General features: G+C 66.0%; 18 protein-coding genes. 11 read left to right on the forward strand and 7 right to left on the reverse strand.

Annotated elements, in window-relative coordinates; genetic code table 11:
- Positions 1-118: 118 nt before the first annotated feature.
- Positions 119-910 (reverse strand): transcriptional initiation protein Tat, encoded by a 792-nt coding sequence (locus tag G3O00_RS20580; protein ID WP_206144137.1) that lies wholly within the window; start codon positions 908-910, stop codon positions 119-121.
- A 390-nt stretch (positions 911-1,300) separates the two neighbouring features.
- Here G3O00_RS20580 and G3O00_RS20585 point away from each other — a divergent pair, with 390 nt between their 5' ends.
- A complete protein-coding gene (locus G3O00_RS20585) occupies positions 1,301-2,176 on the forward strand; it encodes a LysR family transcriptional regulator (RefSeq protein WP_206144151.1) in 876 nt (291 codons plus the stop codon).
- Positions 2,177-2,209: 33 nt separating this feature from the next.
- On the opposite strand, the gene G3O00_RS20590 is transcribed toward G3O00_RS20585, so the two are convergent.
- Positions 2,210-3,412 carry a multidrug effflux MFS transporter gene (locus G3O00_RS20590; protein WP_206144138.1) on the reverse strand — a complete coding sequence of 401 codons (1,203 nt, stop codon included), beginning with the start codon at positions 3,410-3,412 and terminating at the stop codon, positions 2,210-2,212.
- 490 nt (positions 3,413-3,902) lie between these two features.
- Positions 3,903-6,086, reverse strand: a complete 2,184-nt coding sequence (locus G3O00_RS20595) for a TonB-dependent siderophore receptor (protein ID WP_206144139.1) — start codon at positions 6,084-6,086, stop codon at positions 3,903-3,905.
- Positions 6,087-6,502: 416 nt separating this feature from the next.
- Here G3O00_RS20595 and G3O00_RS20600 point away from each other — a divergent pair, with 416 nt between their 5' ends.
- On the forward strand, positions 6,503-6,949 hold the full coding sequence (locus tag G3O00_RS20600; RefSeq protein WP_206144140.1) for a hypothetical protein: 447 nt from the start codon (positions 6,503-6,505) through the stop codon (positions 6,947-6,949).
- A gap of 53 nt (positions 6,950-7,002) precedes the next feature.
- On the opposite strand, the gene G3O00_RS20605 is transcribed toward G3O00_RS20600, so the two are convergent.
- Positions 7,003-7,749, reverse strand: a complete 747-nt coding sequence (locus G3O00_RS20605; RefSeq protein WP_206144141.1) for a TetR/AcrR family transcriptional regulator — start codon at positions 7,747-7,749, stop codon at positions 7,003-7,005.
- Positions 7,750-7,919: 170 nt separating this feature from the next.
- On the opposite strand from G3O00_RS20605, the gene G3O00_RS20610 reads away from it, so the two are divergent.
- From G3O00_RS20610 to G3O00_RS20630, 5 genes are all read left to right on the forward strand, one after another.
- Complete coding sequence (locus G3O00_RS20610) at positions 7,920-9,101, forward strand: isovaleryl-CoA dehydrogenase (protein ID WP_041493178.1); 1,182 nt, start codon at positions 7,920-7,922, stop codon at positions 9,099-9,101.
- 31 nt (positions 9,102-9,132) lie between these two features.
- Positions 9,133-10,740: a carboxyl transferase domain-containing protein gene (locus tag G3O00_RS20615; RefSeq protein WP_011354037.1), complete on the forward strand. Its 1,608-nt coding sequence runs from the start codon at positions 9,133-9,135 to the stop codon at positions 10,738-10,740.
- A gap of 19 nt (positions 10,741-10,759) precedes the next feature.
- Entirely contained in the window at positions 10,760-11,545 is a 786-nt protein-coding gene (locus G3O00_RS20620) for an enoyl-CoA hydratase/isomerase family protein (protein WP_206144142.1), read from the forward strand.
- Between the two features lie 45 nt (positions 11,546-11,590).
- Complete coding sequence (locus G3O00_RS20625) at positions 11,591-13,588, forward strand: acetyl/propionyl/methylcrotonyl-CoA carboxylase subunit alpha (RefSeq protein WP_206144143.1); 1,998 nt, start codon at positions 11,591-11,593, stop codon at positions 13,586-13,588.
- A 567-nt stretch (positions 13,589-14,155) separates the two neighbouring features.
- Positions 14,156-16,270: a phospholipase C, phosphocholine-specific gene (locus G3O00_RS20630; protein WP_206144144.1), complete on the forward strand. Its 2,115-nt coding sequence runs from the start codon at positions 14,156-14,158 to the stop codon at positions 16,268-16,270.
- 175 nt (positions 16,271-16,445) lie between these two features.
- Here the strand turns inward: G3O00_RS20630 and G3O00_RS20635 are convergent, their stop codons facing one another.
- A complete protein-coding gene (locus G3O00_RS20635; protein ID WP_206144145.1) occupies positions 16,446-17,144 on the reverse strand; it encodes a class I SAM-dependent methyltransferase in 699 nt (232 codons plus the stop codon).
- Between the two features lie 99 nt (positions 17,145-17,243).
- On the reverse strand, positions 17,244-18,566 hold the full coding sequence (locus tag G3O00_RS20640) for a galactosyl transferase GMA12/MNN10 domain protein (protein WP_206144146.1): 1,323 nt from the start codon (positions 18,564-18,566) through the stop codon (positions 17,244-17,246).
- Between the two features lie 26 nt (positions 18,567-18,592).
- Between G3O00_RS20640 and G3O00_RS20645 the strand changes: the two genes are divergently transcribed.
- A complete protein-coding gene (locus G3O00_RS20645) occupies positions 18,593-18,874 on the forward strand; it encodes a hypothetical protein (RefSeq protein ID WP_206144147.1) in 282 nt (93 codons plus the stop codon).
- A gap of 136 nt (positions 18,875-19,010) precedes the next feature.
- Positions 19,011-20,153 carry a DUF2827 domain-containing protein gene (locus G3O00_RS20650; RefSeq protein ID WP_174935650.1) on the forward strand — a complete coding sequence of 381 codons (1,143 nt, stop codon included), beginning with the start codon at positions 19,011-19,013 and terminating at the stop codon, positions 20,151-20,153.
- 534 nt (positions 20,154-20,687) lie between these two features.
- On the opposite strand, the gene G3O00_RS20655 is transcribed toward G3O00_RS20650, so the two are convergent.
- Complete coding sequence (locus tag G3O00_RS20655) at positions 20,688-21,029, reverse strand: hypothetical protein (RefSeq protein WP_206144152.1); 342 nt, start codon at positions 21,027-21,029, stop codon at positions 20,688-20,690.
- Here G3O00_RS20655 and G3O00_RS20660 point away from each other — a divergent pair.
- Both G3O00_RS20660 and G3O00_RS20665 read left to right on the forward strand, forming a co-directional pair.
- Positions 20,943-21,746, forward strand: a complete 804-nt coding sequence (locus G3O00_RS20660) for an EAL domain-containing protein (RefSeq protein WP_041493180.1) — start codon at positions 20,943-20,945, stop codon at positions 21,744-21,746. The two genes, G3O00_RS20655 and G3O00_RS20660, sit on opposite strands and share 87 nt — an antisense overlap.
- Positions 21,747-21,839: 93 nt before the next feature.
- Positions 21,840-22,256, forward strand: coding sequence for a hypothetical protein (locus G3O00_RS20665; RefSeq protein ID WP_011354047.1), 417 nt, complete (start codon positions 21,840-21,842; stop codon positions 22,254-22,256).
- The last annotated feature ends 47 nt before the right edge of the window (positions 22,257-22,303 follow it).

A 22,303-nucleotide genomic window follows, 5' to 3' on the forward strand; every position in this document is an offset into this window, starting at 1 on the left:
GCGGCGAGCGAGAGGGCCGACGCGCAGCAGAGCCACGCGGCCAGCACGGCGCGCAGCGTGCGCCGGCGGCGGCGCGATGTCGGTTGCAGTTGACGGGGGATCGATGTCATCGCGGGGCTCATTTTGCGTACGTGAAGCCGGCCTGCTGCAGTTCGGGCAGCGTGCCGACGGCGCCCGGCGTGACGATCGCCGACGGGATCACGTGGTTGGTCAGGTCGGCCGCGAGCGCATCGAGCGGCAGCTTGTCGGGATTCGCGTTCGCACCGTCGAGCCGTTCCGCGAGTTCCCAGATCGCGTTGTGGCACGACAGGAACACGACGCCGCGCTGCTGCAACGCAGCGAGGCTGTTGTCGTGCGACGAGAACGCGCCGTCGGGCGACTCGTGGTCTTGCGCGCCCTTCGATTGCGCGGGCTTCGCGTCGAGCAGCGTGTTGGACGGAAACGCGGCGCCGGCGAATTTCGCGAGGCCGTATTTGTCCCACGCGGCCTGGTCGAACAGCGCGAGATGCGCGCTGCCGTGCGTGGCCGAGACGACGAGGAAATCCGGATGACGGTACGACCAGATCTGCGCGTTGAGCGAATTGCGCATCAGGTTCAGCCACGGGCCGCCGAGCTCGGTGTTGTCCCACACCTGCTTCGGGCCGCCGCGGTAGCCGGTCACTTCGGCGAGCGCCGCGTGATCCCACTGGTCGGGGCGTTCGAGGATCATCGGCACCGTCTTGAAGTCGCGCCGCCTCGGTGCGGCCGCGAGGCGGCGCGTGAGGTCGGCGAGGTGTGTGGCGCCGCCGGGCAGCAGCGCACCGGTTTCAGGCGTTGCCGCGTGAGCGGAGCGCGCGGCGGCGAGCAGCGCGGTGCCGGCCGCGAGGCCGAGTGTCTTGAGCGCGCCTCGGCGCGCATGCCGGTCGGACATGGCTTTTATCTCCCGGAATCGTTTTTGTGGGGGCGTGTCGCGTTGCCGTGCAGCGATGCGGCGTCGCGAATGCGTAGCCAGTCTAGCGGCGCCCGCCCGATACGGAAAATCGCGATATCGGATGGGAGATATTCGAGGGTCTGATGATTGGACGGCAGGGCGGGGGCGGTGCGATCGGTGCAACGGCCATCGGCGCGCGTGTTGCATTCGACCTTCTTCTGAGTCCCGGGTCGTTGGGGGATATCCAGCGGACGGCTCCGGCCTGGGTCGGCGAATTGACCGGAATATTGATCTGGATGACTGATTATGTGGCGAAGGGAGCAGAGGGGCGGCTTGTATAATTGCCCCCCGACGAATGCACACACGCTTTACCGAGAGAGAACGTTATCCATGAACTGGGACGATGCCCGCGTTTTTCTGGCAGTTCATCGCACCGGGACGCTGCGCGAAGCCGCGGCCGTGCTCGATGTCGATCAGGCCACCGTGGGGCGACGCCTGACGGCGCTGGAGAAGGCGCTGGGCGCGAAGCTGTTTCTCAAGACGTCGTCCGGCTATGTCATGACGCAGATCGGCGAGCATTCGCTGCAGGCCGCGGAAGCGATGGAGCGGGCGGCGAGTGACTTCGAGCGCCGCGTCCACGGCTCGGACGACCGGCTCGAAGGCGAGGTCCGCGTGACGACGACCGATTCCCTCGCGATGGATTTCGTCGTGCCCGCGATACGGTCGTTGCGACGGAAATGCCCCGCGATACACGTGATCCTGACAACGTCGGTGCAGGTGCTCAACCTGACCCGGCGCGATGCGGATCTCGCGATTCGAACCGTGATGCCGGAAAACCCCGATCTCGTCCGCCGGAAGCTGGCCGAGTGGGAGGTCGGGCTGTTCGCGAGTCGCGAGTATCTGGATGCACACGGCGAGCCCGCGACCGGGGCCGCCTTCGAAGGGCATGACCTGGTCGTCTACCAACCCGCCATCACGTCCAACCAGGGCGACACGCTATGCGGCGAGTCGATGGAGCGCGGGCGCATCGCTGCGCAAGTGAGTTCGAGCCTGATGCTGGCGACAGCGATCCGGTCGGGCATCGGCATCGGCGAACTGCCGGTGTATATGGCGCAAGGGGATGATTCGCTCGCGCGAATCTGGCCCGGCAAGTCGCGCGCCGCGCCGTACCAGGTCTGGCTCGTGTCGCATACGGACCTGAACCGGACCGCGCGCGTTCGGGCCGTCACCGCCGAGATTGCTGCTTCGTTCGACCGCTATCGATAGCGGCCGGGATCTCGCCGGTGCGGGGCCGGGTGCTCAACGGGGCTGGGCTTTGCGCATCGAGAGCGTGCGTCGCGCGGCATACCAGCGAGGCACGATCGCAACCGCGGCGACGATCGCGAAGAACGGCATGGCCGTCGCGAGCACATGGCTGCCGGTACCGAGCAGGCTGCTGGACACGGTGGCCGCGAGCGACGCACTGCCGATCTGGAAAAATCCGACGAGCCCGGACGCCGTGGCCGCGCGTCCGTGTTCGCTCGCGATGGCGCCCGACACGGCGAGCGACAGCGACGACCCGTTCGACAGGCTGACGAGAAACATCGGCATCACGATCGCGATGATGCCCTTGACCTGCGACGACTCGCACAGGGCGAACGCGATGCCGCCGGCCACGAAGCAGCCCACGCCGGCCGCGACGATCGCGTCATAGGACATCCGGTCGAGCATGCGACGCGAGAGCAGGTTGGCGGAAATGATGCCGGCGGTCAGCGGCAGATAAAGCCAGCCGCTCTGCTGTTCCGACAGGCCGAGCCCCGAGAAGATGAACGGCGACTGCGTCAGGTAGACGAACCACGCGCAATAGATCGCGCAGACGACGAGCGTGTACCGGATGAATGCCCGATCCCCGAGCACGTCGGCGAAGCCGGCCAGCGGCACGGCGCGATGTTGCCCCGGCGTGACGGGCGGCCGCGTTTCCTTCAGAAGAAGCTGGACGAGCACGAGCGCGACCCCGCCGAACGCGGCGACGAAAATGAAGTCGCTCCGCCACCCGAACCATGCAGCCAGATATCCGCCGATCGCGGGCGCGATCGCCGGAGACAGCGACACGAGCGGATACACGATGCTGTAGACCTTCGCGGATGCGTGCTTGTCGCAGGTGTCGGCGATGATCGCGCGACCGATGACGAGGCCGGACGCCGCGCCGAGCGCTTCGAGCACGCGCCAGCCGAGAAAGCTTGCGAAGCCGCTGGCGCTGGCACAGCCGATCGAGCCGAGGATGTACACGAGGATGCCGACCGTCAGCACGGGTTTGCGTCCCCATCGATCGGAGAGGGGGCCGTAGAACAGTTGCGCGCAGGCGAGCGCGATCAGGTACGCCGATACCGTCTGCGGCATCTGCCATGCGTCGATCGAAAACGCGTGGGCCATCGACGGCATCGCGGGCAGGTAGACGTCGGACGCGATCAGGCCAAAGGCGCTCAACAGGGAGACGACGAGGATGAGTGAGAAGTGGGACATGTTCGCTGGGTAGTGATGGCGTAGCGCGTGACCGGATGGAGATGGCGACGCGCTTTGGACGGCCTTGGGAAAAGGCCGGGGCGATCATACGGCGTGCGATGCGGTTCGGGAGCGGGCGGAATTGCATCGCTCGAATGCATTTCTGCGGGCGGAGATGCGGGTGCCGGGGAGGCGTGTGGAGGGCTGCGTCGGGCGTTGTGCGGGACGCCGGTCAAGCAGAATCCGGCGCGAGTGTTGGCGGCGAGCAACGAGGCGTTTCGCTGTCGCTCTTGTCGGGCCAGAGGGTCGAGCGATGTTTCGTCGCAGCGTTGCTGTTCGACGCAACGTGCGCGGGCTTGCCGCAGTCGATCAACCGTGAAGTGGCCGGGATGCTGCGCTAAGGAGGCGGGAGCGGTTGCGCGTGGAAGGCGGCCGCAGATGCAGGTGTGCGCGTGGGCCGCCGCTTGCCGGCAAGCCCACGTACGCATCAGGCCGTCAGGCCATCAGACCATCAGAACGACACGGTCGTCGTCAGCGTGACGAGTCGCGGCTCGCCGACCGCGACGATCAGGTTGTTGTTGCTCGACGGGTAGTAGGTCTTGTCGAGCAGGTTCTTCACGTTGAGCTGGAAGCGCGTCGGGAACTTGCCGATCGTCGTTTCGTAGGCCGCGAATGCGTCGACGGTCACATAGCCGGGCAGCGTGAAGCTGTTCGCGGTGTCACCCGGGCGTGCACCGACAAGACGTGCACCGCCGCCGAAGCGCCAGCGGCCGGGCAGGTTCGCGATCGCCGTGTCATACACCGCGAACAGGCTGCCCGTATGGCGCGCAACGTTGACGAGCGGTGTGTTGCTGTCGCGATCGTTCGCGTTCGTATAAGCGTAGCTGCCGATCACGCTCAGATGGCGCGTGATCTGCCCCGCGACGTCGAGCTCGATCCCGCGCGAGCGCGCGGTGCCGATCGTCGACGTCAGATCGCCGACCGTGACCGCGACGTTGCGCTTGTCGATCTGGTAGACCGCGAGCGTGCCGGTGATCGCCGGCTTCAGGCTGAACTTCAGCCCGGCCTCGAGCACGCGCCCGTATTCCGGCGCGAGCGGCGCGGCGACGTTCGTGGCGACATTCGGCTTGAACGAGCGGCTCACGTTCGCGTAGGCGGTCAGCGCCGGCGTGAGCGCATACGCGAGCCCGAACTGCGGGAGCCACACGGTGCCGCGCGAGCGGTCGGCGAACACGAACGGCCGGCCCATCCCCGATTCCTGCTGCCAGTTTTCCCAGCGCAATCCACCTACCGCAGTAAGGCGGTCGGTGAGCTTCACCGAGTCCTGCACGATCGTCGAATACGCATGCACCACCGAGCGCGAATCGCTCTGCTTCGGGTTGGGTATGCCGCCGGGTGCGAGCAGGTCGTACACGGGGTCGTACAGGTTGAAGCCCTTGGTCGCCTTGCCGCGGATCGTGTCGCCGCGGAAGCTGCGTTGCCGCTCGTATTCGCCGCCGACGTAGATCGCATGGTTCATCCCGGCGAGCGTCACGTTGCCGAGCAGGCCGAGCGTCGCGATCTGGTCGGAATCGTTGCGCCCGAGGTTCGCATCGGACGAGCGCGTCAGTGCGCCGGTCGTGCTGTTGAATGCGGTGGCGCGGGTGATGGTTTGGTCGTAGCGATCGCGACCCCAGCCGTAGGTCGCACGCATGCGCCACGCATCGGAGAAGCGGTGCTCGACGCGCGCACGCAGCGTTTCCTGGATGCCGTTGCTCTGCGACCACGCTTCCTCGTAGCGGCGATAGCGCAGCGCATCGTCGAGCTGGCCGTTCACGAGCACAGTGCCGCGATCGAACGGCGTCGTGTAGTCGACGTACTGGTAGCTGACGTCGATCGACGTGTTCGCGTCGTGCCACGACAGCGCGGGCGCGATCAGCGCGTCGCGCTGGCGGCCGAAGCTGCGCCAGTAGCGGCTCGTGTCGTATTGCCCGGTCAGCCGGAACGCGAGCGTGCCGCCCGCGACCTGGCCGGGCTTGCCGAGCGGGCCCGTGAGATCGAACGTCGCACTGCTGCCGCCGTGGCTCGTGCGCGAGGCCGAGATCGAGCCGCCGAACGTGTCTTCCGGCTTGCGCGTGACGAGGTTGATCACGCCGCCCGGGTCCTGCATCCCGTAGAGCAGCGACGCCGGGCCCTTCAGCACTTCGACGCGGTCGATCGTCGCGAGATAGCTGTGCAGCACCGGCGTGCGCACGCCGTCGACGAGCACGGAGCCGTCGTTGTTCGATCCGAAGCCGCGCTTGATGAACGCGTCGCGCGTGCCGCCGAGCGTGTTCGTTTGCGTGACGCCGCTGATGTTGCCGAGCACGTCGTCGAGCGAGCGCGCCTGCTGGTCCTGCATCACGCTGCTGCTGACCACCGCGACCGATTGCGGAATTTCCTTGATCGAACGGTTGTCGCCGCCCGCGATGCTCGTGGTGCGCGGCTGATAGCCGACCGTCGGATCGGCGGTTGCCGATGCGCTGACGCTGATGGCCGGGAGATCGCGCGCGGCCGGCGTCGCGGGCGTGGAGGCGGAAGCAGCCGGCACGGCGTCGCCGCGTTCGGCGGCGGACGCATGCGTGCCGCTCGCGACGCAAAACGTGATCAGGGCAGGCAGGCTCGTGCACCACGGACGCAAGGTCCGGGCGCGGCGGGGCGTTCGACGGGATGGCATGAATCGATGCAGGACGGAGTACTAAGGATCGTGTCGCGGGCCGCAGCGTTTCGCCGCGACCAGGGGGCGAATAATATACGTAATGAGAATCATTTGCAATTGTAATGACGCGATTGGCGGTGCGCGGGCCTTGGTTGCCGGGCCGTCGGCCGTCTGCTACCGTAGCGACCAAAATCAGACGCAGTGAAATTCAATGAGAGAGCCGGGGGCCGCACCATGTCATCTTCCTGTCACGTCGCGTTCAGCGCGACGCTGCGCACCGCAGTCGACCATGCGGGTGGTGAAGTGATCGCAGCCGTGTTCCGCCATTCGAACGATTAAAGCAACGGAAGCGAATTCGTCCGGCGTTGCGCCGGGCAGCCGGCGAAGCGCCGTATTCAATCACTTCAACCACCACGCTAGACGGGAGACCACCCATGAAGAAGAATTCCGCGCCGTTCGCGGCGGCCGCGCTTGCGGCATGCACGTTGCTGGCGGGCGTTCACCAGAACGCCCGCGCCGCGTCGGACACCGAGCCCGCGATCGACGCGCATTACGGCGCCGTGATCGAGGCCTATACGCAGGACATGGCCGCCGCGAAGACGAAGTACGACGGCAAGCGCCTCGTGTTCGTCGGCGCCGTGATCCGGATGGGCAGCGACCCGGGCGGCACCTATTTCGGCGCGCTGACGAAGGACGGCGAGCAGTTCGACACGCATTTCGACGTGGCCGACCAGGATGCGCTGAAGCCGAAATTCCCCGGTGGCGAGATCAAGCCGTTCGTCACGTCGTCGGCGTTCCGCTTCAGTTGCGTGAACGAGGGCTATATCGATGCGCCCGTCCTGCCGGGGTTGAAGCTCTCGCACTGCCGCCTCGCCAACTGACCGGCCCGCCGCGGTCATCGTGCCGCGGTGTCGCCCGCCATCCGCCCGCCGCGTCACCCGCGCGTGCTTTCGCCTTCCAGCCGCCGCACGGCTTCCGCCACTTCGTTCCTGAAGCGCACGAGCGCCGCCTGTTCCGGCGCCGGCGGCTGCACGGCCGCCCACAGCATGTCGACGAGCTGCGTGGCCGTCGCTTCCGTATCGAGCTTGCGGTGCCCGAGGATCGCATCCCACAGCACGTGCTCGATCGGCCCGAACACCAGCGAGCGCAGCAGGCTCAGCGGCAGGTCGGTGCGTACCTGCCCGGCCGCCTGGCCGCGCGCGAGCACGTCCATCAGCGGCGCCGTGTAGCGGCGCTGCAGCGCGGTGAGCTCGTCGCTCAGCGCATGCTGCTTCGCGCGGCCTTCCGACAGCACCAGCGCACACAGGCCCGTGCCGTTCACCAGCATCAGCCGCAGGTGGGTGCGCACGATGAACGCGAACTGCTGCTGTACCGACGCGTCCTGCGGCATCCCGTGCTCGAACGCGGCGATGTTTTCGTCGTACCAATCCGCGATGACGCGCGCACACAGCTCGCGCTTGCCGCGGAAATAGCTGAACACCGTCGCCTCCGACACACCCACGCGCTGCGCGATCTCGGCGGCCGTCGCATGCTCGTAACCTTTTTCGGCGAACACTTCCCGGCCGGCGCGCAGAATGTCCTGCACGCGTTGCTGGGATTTGCGCCCGGCGGGCGCGCGCGACGTGTCGGCGCGGTCGGCTTTGACGGTGGCGGTCATGGTGTCGGCGGTAGCGGCTGTCATCTCGGCATGATATCTGAGTGTCACTCAAAAAACTATTGACGCCGAACCCGACGAGGCGCGAAACTGTGCAAAATTTACGCTGTATCGGTCAATGAATCTAGGTATTCATGCGATTTGAGCGAAACTCAGAAATCGGTGAGTGCCACACACTTTCTGGAGACGGAGGAGACATGATCAACCTGCCCGGTGTGCAATTCATGCTCGGTGAAGACATCGAGATGCTGCGCGACGCCGTCGCGACGTTCGCGGCGAAGGAAATCACGCCGCGCGCGGCCGAAGTCGACCGCACCGACCAGTTTCCGATGGATCTGTGGAAGAAGTTCGGCGATCTCGGCGTGCTCGGCATGACGGTGGCCGAGGAATACGGCGGCGCGAACATGGGCTACACCGCGCACATGGTCGCGATGGAAGAGATCTCGCGCGCCTCGGCGTCGATCGGCCTGTCGTACGGCGCGCACTCGAACCTGTGCGTGAACCAGATTCATCGCAACGGCACCGACGCGCAGAAACAGAAATACCTGCCGAAGCTCGTGTCGGGCGAACACATCGGCGCGCTTGCAATGAGCGAGCCGAACGCCGGCTCCGACGTCGTCAGCATGAAGCTGCGCGCCGACAAGCGCGGCGATCGCTACGTGCTGAACGGCACGAAGATGTGGATCACCAACGGCCCCGATTGCGACACGCTCGTCGTTTATGCGAAGACGGACGTCGAAGCCAACTCGCGCGGCATCACCGCATTCATCGTCGAAAAGGGGATGAAGGGCTTCTCGGTCGCGCAGAAGCTCGACAAGCTCGGCATGCGCGGCTCGCACACGGGCGAGCTGGTGTTCCAGGACGTCGAAGTGCCGGAGGAGAACATCCTCGGCCAGCTCAACGGCGGCGTGAAGGTGCTGATGAGCGGACTTGACTACGAGCGCGCCGTGCTGTCGGGCGGCCCGACGGGCATCATGGCCGCGTGCCTCGACGCGGTGGTGCCGTATATCCACGACCGCAAGCAGTTCGGCCAGTCGATCGGCGAATTCCAGCTGATCCAGGGCAAGGTTGCCGACATGTACACCACGTTCCAGGCGTGCCGTGCCTATCTGTACGCGGTCGGCCGCCACCTCGATTCGGCAGGCAGCGACCACATCCGCCAGGTGCGCAAGGACTGCGCGGGCGTGATCCTCTACACGGCCGAGAAGGCGACGTGGATGGCCGGCGAGGCGATCCAGATCCTCGGCGGCAACGGCTACATCAACGAGTACCCGGTCGGGCGCCTGTGGCGCGATGCGAAGCTGTACGAGATCGGCGCCGGCACGAGCGAGATCCGCCGGATGCTGATCGGCCGCGAGCTGTTCGCGGAAACGATGTAACGCCCCACGTCACGCGAACGGAGCCCCGTCGATGCCGATCATCGAATCGAAACTGAACCCGCGCTCGGAAGACTTCCGCGCGAATGCCGCCGCGCTCGAGGCGGTTGTCGCCGACCTGCGCGCGAAGATCGAACAGCTCGCGCAAGGCGGCGGCCAGGCCGCGCGCGACAAGCACCTGTCGCGCGGCAAGCTGCTGCCGCGCGACCGCATCGCGCAACTGCTCGATCCGGGCGCGCCGTTCCTCGAGTTCTCGCAGCTCGCGGCGAACGGCATGTACAACGACGACGCGCCGGGCGCGGGTGTCATCACCGGGATCGGCCGGATCGCCGGCCGCGAATGCGTGATCGTGTGCAACGACGCGACGGTCAAGGGCGGCACCTACTATCCGGTCACCGTGAAGAAGCACGTGCGCGCGCAGGAAATCGCCGCGGAAAACCGGCTGCCGTGCGTGTACCTCGTCGATTCGGGCGGTGCGAACCTGCCGAACCAGGACGACGTGTTTCCCGATCGCGACCACTTCGGCCGCATCTTCTTCAACCAGGCGACGATGTCGGCGGCGGGGATCGCGCAGATCGCCGTCGTGATGGGCTCGTGCACGGCGGGCGGCGCATACGTGCCGGCGATGAGCGACGAATCGATCATCGTGAAGGAGCAGGGCACGATTTTCCTCGGCGGGCCGCCGCTCGTGAAGGCCGCGACCGGCGAGGAAGTGAGCGCCGAGGATCTCGGCGGCGGCGACGTGCATACGCGCCTGTCGGGCGTGGCCGACCATCTCGCGCAGAACGACGCGCATGCGCTGTCGATCGCGCGCAACATCGTCGATCACCTCGCGCCGAAGATCGCATCGCCGGTGGCGCTGCGCGAGCCGAAGCCGCCGCGCTTCGACGCAAAGAGCCTGTACGGCGTGATTCCGGTCGATACGCGCAAGCCGTTCGACGTGCGCGAGGTGATCGCGCGCATCGTCGACGATTCCGAATTCGACGAATTCAAGGCGCGCTACGGCACGACGCTCGTCACGGGGTTCGCGCACATCTGGGGCCACCCGGTCGGGATCGTCGCAAACAACGGCATCCTGTTCTCCGAGTCGGCCGTGAAGGGCGCGCATTTCATCGAGCTGTGCTGCCAGCGCAAGATTCCGCTCGTGTTCCTGCAGAACATCACGGGCTTCATGGTCGGGCGCAAGTACGAGAACGAAGGCATCGCGCGGCACGGCGCGAAGATGGTGACGGCCGTGTCGAACGCGAAGGTGCCGAAGTTCACGGTGATCATCGGCGGCTCGTTCGGCGCCGGCAACTACGGGATGTGCGGCCGCGCTTTCGGCCCGCGCTTCCTGTGGATGTGGCCGAACGCGCGCATCTCGGTGATGGGCGGCGAGCAGGCCGCATCGGTGCTCGCGACGGTGCGCCGCGACGGCATCGAGGCGAAGGGCGGTTCGTGGTCCGCCGAGGAAGAGGATGCGTTCAAGCAGCCGATCCGCGACCAGTACGAGCGCCAGGGCCATCCGTATTACGCGAGCGCGCGGCTGTGGGACGACGGCGTGATCGACCCCGCGCAGACGCGTGACGTGCTTGGGCTCGGCCTCGCCGCGTCGATGAACGCGCCGATCGAAGACACACGCTTCGGCGTGTTCCGCATGTAACGGCCGGGAGGGCTGAACGATGCGATACGAAACGATCAAGGTAAGTGAAGCCGGTCGCGCGGCGACCGTCACGCTCGCGCGTCCCGACGTGCGCAACGCGTTCAACGAGACGACGATCGCCGAGCTGACCACCGCGTTCGAATGGCTCGATGCGCACGAAGGCGTGCGCGCGATCGTGCTCGCCGCGGAAGGCGCGGCGTTCTGCGCGGGCGCGGACCTGAACTGGATGAAGAAGATGGCCGGTTACTCGGACGACGAGAACCGTGCCGATGCGCGCAAGCTCGCGCGGATGCTCAAGGCGATCCATCGCTGCGGCAAGCCGGTGATCGCACGCGTGCATGGCGATGCATACGCGGGCGGCGTGGGCCTGGTGGCGGCGGCCGACATCGCGATCGCTGCCGACAGCGTGAAGTTCTGCCTGTCGGAAGCGCGGCTCGGGCTGATCCCCGCGACGATCGCCCCGTACGTGGTGCGTGCGATGGGCGAGCGCGCGGCGCGCCGCTACTTCACGACGGCCGAGGTGTTCGACAGCGCGCGCGCGGCGTCGCTCGGCTTCATTCACGACGCGGTGCCGGCCGATGCGCTCGACGAAACGGTCGCGAAGCTGGCCGCGACGCTCGTCGCGAACGGCCCCGACGCGGTGAAGGCGTGCAAGCGGCTCGTGGCCGATGTCGCCGGCCGACCGCTCGACGCGACGCTGATCGAGCAGACCGCCGACTGGATCGCGCGCACCCGCGCTGGCGCGGAAGCGCGCGAAGGGATTGCGTCCTTCCTCGAAAAGCGCACGCCGTCGTGGCGTGAATGATCGCGCAGCGCGCGTGACCCCCTCTTTCCGGACGACACCGAAGCCATGTTCGACAAGATTCTGATCGCCAATCGCGGCGAAATCGCGTGCCGCGTCGCCGCGACGTGCAAACGTCTCGGGATCGCGAGCGTCGCCGTCTATTCCGACGCGGACGCGAACGCGAAACACGTGGCCGCATGCGACGAGGCCGTGCACATCGGCGGCTCGGCCGCCGCGGACAGCTACCTGCGCATCGAGCGCATCATCGAAGCCGCGCGCGCCACCGGCGCGCAGGCGATCCACCCCGGCTACGGCTTTCTGTCGGAGAACGAAGATTTCGCGCATGCGTGCGAAGCGGCCGGCATCGTCTTCATCGGGCCGCCGGTCGACGCGATCGCGGCGATGGGTTCGAAGGCGGCCGCGAAGGCGCTGATGCACGCGGCCGCCGTGCCGCTCGTGCCCGGCTATCACGGCGACGACCAGGACGCGGCCAACCTGCATCGCGAAGCCGACGCGATCGGCTATCCGGTGCTGCTGAAGGCCAGCGCGGGCGGCGGCGGCAAGGGGATGCGCGTGGTCGAGCGCTCCGACGATTTCCCGGCGGCGCTCGCGTCGTGCCAGCGCGAAGCCGCGAGCAGCTTCGGCAACGATCGCGTGCTGATCGAGAAGTACCTGACGCGCCCGCGTCACGTCGAGGTGCAGGTGTTCGGCGACACGCACGGCAATACGGTGTACCTGTTCGACCGCGACTGCTCGGTGCAGCGCCGTCACCAGAAGGTGCTGGAAGAAGCGCCGGCGCCGGGCTTGCCGGACGACGTGCGCCGCGCGATGGGCGAAGCAGCCGTCGCGGCCGCGCGTGCGGTTGCCTATGTCGGCGCGGGAACCGTCGAATTCATCATGACGGGCGACGCGTTCTACTTCATGGAAATGAACACGCGCCTGCAGGTCGAGCATCCGGTCACCGAGATGGTCACGGGGCTCGACCTCGTCGAGTGGCAACTGCGCGTCGCGTCCGGCGAGCCGCTGCCGCTGCAGCAGGATGAACTGCACGTGCAGGGCCACGCGCTCGAGGCGCGTCTCTACGCGGAGAACCCGGCGCGCGGCTTCCTGCCGTCGACGGGCACGCTGAAGCACCTGAGGTTGCCGGCAGGCGTCGAGTTCGCGATCGGTGCATCGGTGCGCGTCGACAGCGGCGTGCGCGAAGGCGATGCGATCACGCCGTTCTACGATCCGATGATCGCGAAGCTGATCGTCCATGGCGCCGACCGCGCGGAAGCGCTGAGCCTGATGCTGCGCGCACTGCGTGCCTGTGAAGTGGTCGGCCTGCACACGAACGCCGCGTTCCTGCAGCGGATCGTTGCGTGCGCACCGTTCGCGACGGCCGATCTCGATACGGGCCTGATCGAGCGTAACCACGACACGCTGTTCGCACCGCAAGAGCCGCCGCGCGCGATGCTGGCGCTCGCGTGCGCCGCGCTGTTCGCACGCGAACGCGGCGCGGCTGCGCAGGGTTCGTCGCCGTGGGGCGCGCTGCCGGACTGGCGACTGAACGGAGGCTATCGCCGCACGCTCGAATGGCACGCGGCCGAGCGCGAAGCGGACGTGACGGCCACGTACGAGGACGACGGCGCGGTTGCACGCCTCGCGACCGGCGGCGCCGCCGCGCAACCGTTCGCATGGACGCGTGGCGCCACGCCGCTCGATTTCGACGTGACGCTCGGCGGCGTTCGTAGCAGCGGCCGCGTGTATGCGGACGGCGACAACTTCCACGTGTTCACGCAAGGCACGGCGGAGACGTTCGAATGGCGCAACCTGCTTGCGCATGCGGGTGACGCGGAGCAGGGCGGTGGCCGCCTGACCGCACCGATGCCCGGCAAGGTGATCGCGGTGCTGGTCGAGCCCGGCCAGAAGGTCGAAGCGGGCACGCCGCTGATCGTGATGGAAGCGATGAAGATGGAGCACACGATCGGCGCGCCGAGCGCGGGCGTGGTCGCGGAAGTGCTGTACGGCGTCGGCGACCAGGTGTCGGATGGCGCGCAGTTGCTGATGATGGCGGAAGGCTGAGCGTCGCCTGTTTCGCCGTATGCGGGCCGGCTGCTGCGGCTGCCGGCCCGTCAATAAATAAAGCTTCGCGATTCTTTGCACGACCGCTACTGCGACGAGCCTGCTTCGATCGCCATGGCAAAACGAAGCAATGCGAATCTTTCGATTGCATTACGTCGTTCACTCTCCCTTCCGTCCTGACACGTGCCGCCACCTGCGTGCACGCCGCTCGCCTCCTTACGCGACACTGTCGTGTAACACGCTGAAATTAGCATCTCGCCGTCGACATGACCGGTGCACATCCGCGCCTGTGTCAAGTCATCACATCCACGGAGAGACGTTATGCGAAACTCGGCCCTACGGCCTTTCGCGGTCGTTGGTCTGATCGCGCTGACAGCACTCCTCGGTGCCTGCAACGACGACGTGACGGCCCCCGCCGCACCCGTCGCGCAGCAGAAGGCCGCTTGCGGCGGCGGCGTGGTCGCCACCGCGCAGATGCACTGTCCGCCCGGATTCACCGCACCTGCTTCCTCGCCCGCTTCCTGATCCCGGCTGTTTCCACCAGAAATCCAATCAAGAGCAACCAGCATGGCCACCCATTCGCGACGCGACTTTCTGAAGTTCTCCGCCGGCCTCGCCGGCGCGACCGCCGCCACCGCACTGCTTCCCGAATCGATCCGCAAGGCGCTGGCGATCGAGCCGAATTCCGTCACGGGCACGATCCAGGATGTCCAGCACATCGTCGTGTTCATGCAGGAAAACCGTTCGTTCGACCACTACCTCGGTCACCTGAGCGGCGTGCGCGGCTACAACGACCGCTTCCCGGTCACGTTGCCGAACGGCAAGCCGGTGTGGTTCCAGCCGCGGCAGGAGGACAAGACGAGCGTGATCGCGCCGTTCCGCTACGACACGACCAACCCGGGCGTGAACGCGCAATGTATCGGCGGCCTGCCGCATACGTGGGCGACGACGCACGGTGCGATCGACAACGGTCGCGCGGATCAATGGGCGGTGCAGAAGTCGAACATGACGATGGGTTACCACGTCCGCGACGACATCCCGTTCCATTACGCGCTCGCGGATGCGTTCACCGTGTGCGACAACTACTTCTGCTCGATTCCGGGCAACACGCACCCGAACCGCATGTACCTGATGACGGGCATGGTCGACCCGCTCGGCACGGGCGGCGGCCCGCTGCTCGACAACACCGACTACATCGACAACCAGTTCGACAAGATCCAGTTGCCGCCCTTCAGCTGGACGACGTACCCGGAGCGTCTCGAGAAAGCGGGCATCTCGTGGCAGATCTACCAGCAGGGCACCGGGTTCGACAACTTCACCGGCAACTACGGCACGAACATGCTCGCGTGCTTCAACAACTTCGTGAACGCGCCGGCCGGCTCGTCGCTGCAGACGCGCGGGATGAGCACGCGCCCGATCACGCAGCTGAAGGCCGACGTGCAGGCGAACGCGCTGCCGCAGGTATCGTGGCTGCTGCCGCCCGCCGCGTATTCGGAGCATCCGAAGTTCACGCCGCTGTATGGCGCGTACTACCTGTCGACGATTCTCGATGCGCTGACGTCGAATCCGGAAGTCTGGAGCAAGACCGTCCTGCTGATCATGTACGACGAGAACGACGGCTTCTTCGATCACGTCGTGCCGCCGTCGGCGCCGACGCTGCCGGGTTCCGGCATGAGCACCGTGGATGTGTCGCTCGAGCGGCACAACGTCGTGACCTCGACGCAAACGGGCACGTACACGGCCGACAACCTGCCATACGGCCTCGGCCCGCGCGTGCCGATGTTCGTGGTCTCGCCGTGGTCGAAGGGCGGCTTCGTCTGCTCGCAGGTGTTCGATCACACGTCGGTGCTGCAATTCATCGAGAAGCGCTTCGGCGTGATGGAAACGAACATCTCGCCGTGGCGTCGCGCGATCTGCGGCGACCTGACGTCGGCGCTCGACTTCTCGAAATCGGATGCCACGCTGCCGACCCTGCCGAGCACGCAGGCGTATGTCGCGCAGGCGGACCTGCAGTGCTCGCGCGCGTCGTCGCAGACCGCGCCGGCCAGCACCGCGCAGCAGGTCGTGACGGCGCAGGAGGCCGGCACGCGGCCGGCGCGCGCGCTGCCGTACGAGCTGCACGTGACCGGCCAGCTGCAGGCGCAGGGCTACGCGGTGACGTTCGCGAATACCGGTGCGCAAGGCGCGCACTTCTGGGTCTATACGGGTGACGCGACCGCGATGCCGCGCCGCTACACGGTCGAAGCGGGCAAGCAGCTGACCGATACGTGGGCGCTCGACGCGAACGGCAATTACCTGGTGAGCGTGTGGGGCCCGAACGGTTATTTCCGGCGCTTCGCGGGTTCGGCCGCGGCGGATGCCGGCGCGAAGCCCGAAATCACGCCGTGCTACGACACCGCCAACGGCGACGTGTACGTGACGATCGCCAACGCGGGCACCGGCACGCTGACGGTCACGGCGACCGATGTCGCGTACGGCGGCGCAGCGCGCACGCTGACGGTGCCGGCGGGGCAGCGCGTCGAGGCGCGCTGGGACCTGTCGTGCAGCAGCCACTGGTACGACCTGCAGTTCGTGGTGGCGGGGAATGCAGGCTGGACGCGCCGCATCGCGGGGCACGTCGAAACCGGCAAGCCCAGCCTCACCGACCCGGCTGCTGTCGCGCCGACGATTGCGCCGGTCTGACGGTCGTCCGTGTGTGCCGGCTCCCGCCGGCAGGCGATGAGGGCCTTCGCGGACCGCGCCTGGCTTCCGGCTCCGCGAGCGTTCGTCAATCGTGAAAAAGGCGCCGCATGGCGCCTTTTTTTATTCATCGTGCAAGCAGGATACGTCGATCCCGAATGGAATCTCGCTCGTGAAATCAGGTCGGACGGAATACCACGTATTGGTCGCCATCGATTTTTTCCATGTACCGGGAGTCATGGAGTGTCAGGTTGACCGGCTGGAGCATATTTTCATTCGCGGCCTCCTGTTCGCTGCTGGCGCGCGTATTGAATAGATTCGAATTGTTTGCGGAGTTCACAAGCGAATCAAGACGCGTCGCGTTCCAGTCGAGGTGTCCTCTGAGCAGGTAGAAGTGCATGACCCCACATTGCTGATGCGCCCAGAAGTCATGCCACACGAATGAATCGGGCCGCCAGACGGAGTTGTGGCTCTCGAAGTACGACGCTCCGCTCATCGGCATGCACTCGGGAGTCGAAATGATGATGTACCGCGATCGATAGTTGAGGAACTCCAGCAAATCGCGACCCTGGGAGTGACGCATGTGTTCGATCACGTCTCCCAGGATGACCGTGTCATACGCGTCACCAGATCGTTCATAGAGCGTGTCGCTGACGCCGGAAATGATGTCGTCGTACCCGTTCTCGATCAGGAAGGGATGTGTCTCCTGGTCGCATTCCAGCGCCGTAAAACGGCAATCCGGCACGACCTGCTTGAGCAGCCGCCCGTATTTCCCGCCGCCAGCCCCGATATCCAGAATGCTGTTCGGGTTGATTGCGTTGACGAGATGCTGAGTGAGTTGGTCGAAGGTCGGCCATGAATACCCGATCTGTTCCATGCTGATCTCCCGTCAAGGCTGGTTCGAAAAATGGATCGGGGCCATGTAGCGGCCCCACGCATTCGTGCGCCGTCGCGTTGGCCACTCTGAACGAGGGCGTCAGCGCAGCACGCCGTCGTCGTGCGCCATCATCAGCGCCCGCATCGCGGACCACATCCCGTAGTAATGCACGATGTAGCTGTCCGCACGGCGAAACAGCCAGGGCGTGTTGAAGCGGATGAGATCGTCCACGCCTTCACCGTGCAATTGCCCGTCGTGCTCCATCGCGCGAATGAAATGCAGCTGGTCGCCATCGCTCGCATAGACGCTCGACCGGTCGTGCAGCGCGGCGATCGTCGTCATCATGTCGCGCAGCATCGCGTCGTTGCGCCCGGTGCGCCGGAACGCCATCACGCCCGAGTTGAACGCCCACTGGCCGATGTCGTGCGCGAGCAGCCAGTCGCGGCCTTCGAGTAGCGGCGCCAGCGGCTTCTGCTGGTCTGCGATCAGCACGTCGGCATCGAGCCACACGACCCATTCGTGATGCTGCAGGTACGCATGCAGCAGCCACGGCTTGAACCAGTTGCCGGTCGCGTTCAGGCCGATCTCGGCCGGAATGTCGCGATGCACGTAGAGCGTGTAGCCGTGCGTGTCGCAGTAGCGCCGGAAATTCCGTTCCGCGACGCGCGCATAGCTGCCGATGTTCGGCGTATAGAGCGTCATCAACGCAATCGGGCGGCCCGGATTGTAGGTGCTGCGCTCGGCGGCTTCGTCCGGCGTGTTCGCGGCTTCGTGATCGAACGAGAACATCGGCCGGCCGGCGGCCCGGCATCGATTGACGTACGCCACGAGCGTATCGCGGAAGCGCGGTGTCGTGCCTTTCCGTTCGGGATCGTGCGGCGTGTCGTCGATGCTGATCGCGAACGTCGGTTCGCGGCTCCACATCGGATCGAGGTCGGGGCTGGTCGGCATGACCGGATACAGCCCGTCGATCGGCGTCATGTAGTGATGCGTGTCGAACTCCGCGAACAGCGCGGCCTCCGAGGTCAGCCGCGGTTCGCTGCCGAGCTTGCAGCGCTGCACGAGCTGCATCACGATCGCCCGCACGGACGCGGTATTGCGCCAGACCTGTACGTCGACTTGCGGCAGCGGGGGCGCGAACGCGTCGACGAACAACATGTCGCGGCCGCTCATCAGGCGATCGAGCGCGACGGGCTCGATGATCGCCGCATCTTCGCTGAGCAACAGCACGAGTTCGCCGGGCTGCGCGCCGCGCAGCACATGGAGCAGTGATTCGTAGCGATAGAGCGGCCGCAACGGCAGCGCCTGCGGCATCGCGGACGCGTCGACGATTTCGTGGCGATATCCGTGCGCCTGCGCGTATTGCCGGTGATTCTCGAGGCTGGCGGGCGCGTCGTGGCTGAAATGGCTGAGGACGATCATCGCGCGCTCCGACGGCCGCGAAGCGGGTGACGGCGGGCGCCGGGCGCGGGGTGTTTGCGCGCGGCATCGCGGCCGGGCACGCGTTCGTGCGCGTGCCGCCGCTGTTCGTGATGGATTGCCCGGAAGACTTGCGCGGCGTCGCGTTCCATTCTGTCAGCCATTTTTCCGCAGCGTTGCTGCGAGGTCGTTTTCTGCCCGCGCTGGATGCCGATACCGCCCGGCCATCCCCCGGCATGCCGGTAGCGCGGCTGGTCGCCGGAGTATCGCATAACCCGCTCGCGGATTTGCATGCGCCGGCCGCGCGCTGACCATCCCTGACAGTATGGGGCCGGCGCTCCGCTAGAATGCCGGGTTGCCGCCGGCGAGTGCCGCTTGACGCGGGCGGCGCTCCGCGCGCTACACTGCGTCCATTCCATCCCCATCCAACCTTCCATCCCGCCGACGATGACGTCTCCTGTCCTGAACGGCCTGCGCATCGGTATCACGATCGGACTGCGTGCCCCCGACGAAAGCCTGTGGATCAACGGCATCAAGCAGAACGCGCTGTTTCTCGCGAAACTGCTGATGGCGTCGCCGCACGGCTACCGCGTGACGCTGGTCAACACCACCGATGTGCCGCTCACCGACGCGCTGCCGTGGGATCGCAACGTGTACGACACGCGCCCGTTCGCCGACATGAAGGATTCGCTCGACGTGGTGATCGAGCTCGGCGGGCAGATCGACGGCGAACAGACGGCGTACCTGAAGTCGCGCGGCGCGAAGCTCGTCAGCTACTGCTGTGGTGTCGAGTACATCAACGCGATGGAATCGATGCTGTTCGGCCGCCGGATGTGGGATTCGCTGTTCATCAACCGCGGCTACGACGAGGTGTGGGCGATTCCGCAGATCGCGCCGTCGTCGCTGCCGTTCCTGCAGTCGCTGCGCCGCTGCCCGGGGCGCGTCGTGCCGTTCGTGTGGGACCCGATGTTCCTGAGCGCGCGCGCCGCGTCGCTGCCCGGGAATGGCGAATACCGGCCGCGCAGCGAGCCCGGCAAGCGGCTGACCGTGATGGAGCCGAACCACAACGTCGTGAAGTTCTGCGTGTATCCGATGCTGATCATCGACGAAGCGTATCGTCGCGATCCCGACGCGGTCTGCTTCGCGCACGTGACGAATGCCGACCGCCTCGCGCACGACAGCCCCGAGTTCGTGATGCTGATGAACTACCTCGACATCGTGCGCGCGGGCAAGGCGAGCTTCGTCGGGCGCTTCGATACGCCGCTGTTCCTGGCCGACCTGACCGATATCGTCGTGTCGCACCAATGGTCGAACCCGCTCAACTATTTCTATTTCGACGTGTGCTGGCAGGGCTATCCGCTCGTGCACAACGCGAGCCTCGCGCCCGATCTCGGCTACTACTATCCGGACAACGACGTGCAGCAGGGCGCCGATGCGCTGCTGCGCGCACTGCATACGCACGACGACGACTGGGAAGCGTACACGCGGCGCCAGCGCGAGATCCTCGGCCGCTATACGTCGGCGAATCCTGCACTGGTTGCCGAATACGACGCGCTGCTCGCGAACCTGGTCGGCGGATCGGCCGCATAAGGCCCGATTTTTCGGACGGCGCACACCGTTGCGCCGAATCCCGCCATCGGGATTGTCCCGCCCTAATGTCTGACGAAATAATGCCGTTAAAAAAGAAACCGCCGAACCCGATCGGTTCGACGGTTTTTTGAAGGCACGAATTTGACGGCTCCGAGGGAAGTCCGTCAGAAAACATTTTATAGGTTAACAAGTATTCAAGATTGTTAAACATGTTTCAATCGATAATCTTCATATGAATTAACTTGATATTATCGATTCAAAGTGGCTTGATTCCGGTTTGTATATTTAATAATTCGTTTGAAACGAGAAAATTGAATGCTGCGATGATCGAATGACGTGCGGCAGCCGATTTTCGGTGAAGAGCAAGCCGGTAAACCGGCCTCCGTGGCGGGTCCGGCAGCGATTGCAGGCAGTGCTGCACGAGCCGGTATTTATCCGATCAATTGCGAATTTCCTGATTTTCGGGGCCCGTGAATTGCGGGAAAATTGAGTCGGGCAAGGTTGTTTAGACGAGAATAATAAACGGCGTCCGGATCAGGGTTCCGCAATTTGCGTTAGTGTGACCTGTCGCACAGTCGGTATCGCGCGTACATGGTGTATTTCCAGTAACTGAATATCGTTGAAAAATATCGAATTTGACGGCGCGCCGAAGCGAAAAGTACGCTCCCGGAAAAGATCGACATAACAGGATGGGCCGGGTAGGCGGCGGAGCGCGTCATGGTCGGCTTGCTTCGCATGTTTCTTGAGGTCGAGCCGCGATCGGCGGCTCGCCATTTGCCGGAGCGCCGGATGAATGCGGTCGAAGCTCGCCTGGAGGCGAATCGGGAAGCGAATCGTGACGAAATCGATCTCGTGTTCGGCGCCCCCGACGATCATCCCGACCTCGCGTCGGTACGCAGTTTCGTGGAAAGCCGGCTCGGGTTCGCGCAAGAGCCCGTGTGCCGGGCCGACCTGTCGGGCGGTGTGCTGTATCAGGAATGCCTGGCGCGATTGCGGTGGGGCGAGCGCGATGCGCTGCCGCCGATCGCGTTCCTGCCGCGCCTCGAGGCGCTCGGGCTGATGCGGTGGTTCGACCGGCTCGTGGTCGGCCGGACGATCGACGCGCTGCGCGCCGATCCGGCTGCCGTCTACGGCTGCAACGTGGCGGCGGCGAGCGCGGTGGTCGACGACGCGTGGCTGGCCATCTTCAGGCGGCTCGAGCGCGAGCCGTCGGTCGCGGCGCGGCTGGTGGTCGAGATCACGGAGACGGGGCCGCTGAATCCCGTCGCGGGGCGATCGTTCGTGAACCGCTTCCGGCAAGCCGGGTGCCGCATCGCGATCGACGATTTCGGTGTCGGCTTCAGCGCCTTGAACAACCTGGTGGTCGGCAATCCCGACATCGTGAAGCTCGACCGGTCGATCCTGTCGTTGATCAAGCGCAACGCGATCGGGCGCTACCAGTTCCGCCGGCTGATCGCGTTTGCGCACGAAGGTGCGCGACACGTCGTCGTCGAAGGCGTGGAGAGCGAGGTCGACCGTCAGATCATCGTGGATGCCGGCGTCGCCTGGGCGCAGGGCATCCGTTTTTCATGGCGGTCGCCGGCCGCCGCGTGACGACGCGGGAACAGGCGAGGTGGCGTGCATGATGCACGCCGATGTCGGGCGTGATCGGCGCGTGGCCGGGACGAATCGCAAAGGGGCGTGAGCATGGCAGGGACGAAGGCCGGAGGCGGGACGGGCACGCAGGTGGCCGGTGCGCGCGACCTCGTCGCGATCGCCGAGCTGGCCGACATGCTGTGGCAACTGGGCGCCGAATCGACCGATGTGCCGATCGACGTCGCGCCGTATCTCGACGGCCTGAAAGCCATTGCGCGTCGCATTCAGCGCATGGCACCGCTCGACGCCGGCGGCCGCGAGCTGGCGGCGCGGCACTATTACGCGGGCGTCATCGGGGGCGCGTGCGGCGACGATTCGGCCATCGCGCGGGGCGTATCCGACAGTCTCGTCAAGCAATCCGGCGGCGCCAGCCGGCCGGTCGTGCATTGCTTCGCGGTGCTCGCTCGGATGGGACGGCGGCATGGCCGTACGTTCGCCGCGCAGAGCGGCGATCGGGTGCTGGTCTAGCGCCTGTTCACGTCAGCAGCGGGCCCCGCCACAACGCAACGCGCGTG

Origin of the sequence: Burkholderia sp. Ac-20384, from assembly GCF_017104605.1 — a bacterium.
GTDB lineage: Bacteria > Pseudomonadota > Gammaproteobacteria > Burkholderiales > Burkholderiaceae > Burkholderia > Burkholderia lata.

What these genes read in the sequence shown, in the direction of transcription:
- G3O00_RS20580 (WP_206144137.1), bottom strand. Translation starts at nt 910, where the DNA reads ATGTCCGACCGGCATGCGCGCCGAGGCGCGCTCAAGACACTCGGCCTC.
- G3O00_RS20585 (WP_206144151.1), top strand. Translation starts at nt 1,301, where the DNA reads ATGAACTGGGACGATGCCCGCGTTTTTCTGGCAGTTCATCGCACCGGG.
- G3O00_RS20590 (WP_206144138.1), bottom strand. Translation starts at nt 3,412, where the DNA reads ATGTCCCACTTCTCACTCATCCTCGTCGTCTCCCTGTTGAGCGCCTTT.
- G3O00_RS20595 (WP_206144139.1), bottom strand. Translation starts at nt 6,086, where the DNA reads ATGCCATCCCGTCGAACGCCCCGCCGCGCCCGGACCTTGCGTCCGTGG.
- G3O00_RS20600 (WP_206144140.1), top strand. Translation starts at nt 6,503, where the DNA reads ATGAAGAAGAATTCCGCGCCGTTCGCGGCGGCCGCGCTTGCGGCATGC.
- G3O00_RS20605 (WP_206144141.1), bottom strand. Translation starts at nt 7,749, where the DNA reads ATGACAGCCGCTACCGCCGACACCATGACCGCCACCGTCAAAGCCGAC.
- G3O00_RS20610 (WP_041493178.1), top strand. Translation starts at nt 7,920, where the DNA reads ATGATCAACCTGCCCGGTGTGCAATTCATGCTCGGTGAAGACATCGAG.
- G3O00_RS20615 (WP_011354037.1), top strand. Translation starts at nt 9,133, where the DNA reads ATGCCGATCATCGAATCGAAACTGAACCCGCGCTCGGAAGACTTCCGC.
- G3O00_RS20620 (WP_206144142.1), top strand. Translation starts at nt 10,760, where the DNA reads ATGCGATACGAAACGATCAAGGTAAGTGAAGCCGGTCGCGCGGCGACC.
- G3O00_RS20625 (WP_206144143.1), top strand. Translation starts at nt 11,591, where the DNA reads ATGTTCGACAAGATTCTGATCGCCAATCGCGGCGAAATCGCGTGCCGC.
- G3O00_RS20630 (WP_206144144.1), top strand. Translation starts at nt 14,156, where the DNA reads ATGGCCACCCATTCGCGACGCGACTTTCTGAAGTTCTCCGCCGGCCTC.
- G3O00_RS20635 (WP_206144145.1), bottom strand. Translation starts at nt 17,144, where the DNA reads ATGGAACAGATCGGGTATTCATGGCCGACCTTCGACCAACTCACTCAG.
- G3O00_RS20640 (WP_206144146.1), bottom strand. Translation starts at nt 18,566, where the DNA reads ATGATCGTCCTCAGCCATTTCAGCCACGACGCGCCCGCCAGCCTCGAG.
- G3O00_RS20650 (WP_174935650.1), top strand. Translation starts at nt 19,011, where the DNA reads ATGACGTCTCCTGTCCTGAACGGCCTGCGCATCGGTATCACGATCGGA.
- G3O00_RS20660 (WP_041493180.1), top strand. Translation starts at nt 20,943, where the DNA reads ATGAATGCGGTCGAAGCTCGCCTGGAGGCGAATCGGGAAGCGAATCGT.
- G3O00_RS20655 (WP_206144152.1), bottom strand. Translation starts at nt 21,029, where the DNA reads ATGATCGTCGGGGGCGCCGAACACGAGATCGATTTCGTCACGATTCGC.
- G3O00_RS20665 (WP_011354047.1), top strand. Translation starts at nt 21,840, where the DNA reads ATGGCAGGGACGAAGGCCGGAGGCGGGACGGGCACGCAGGTGGCCGGT.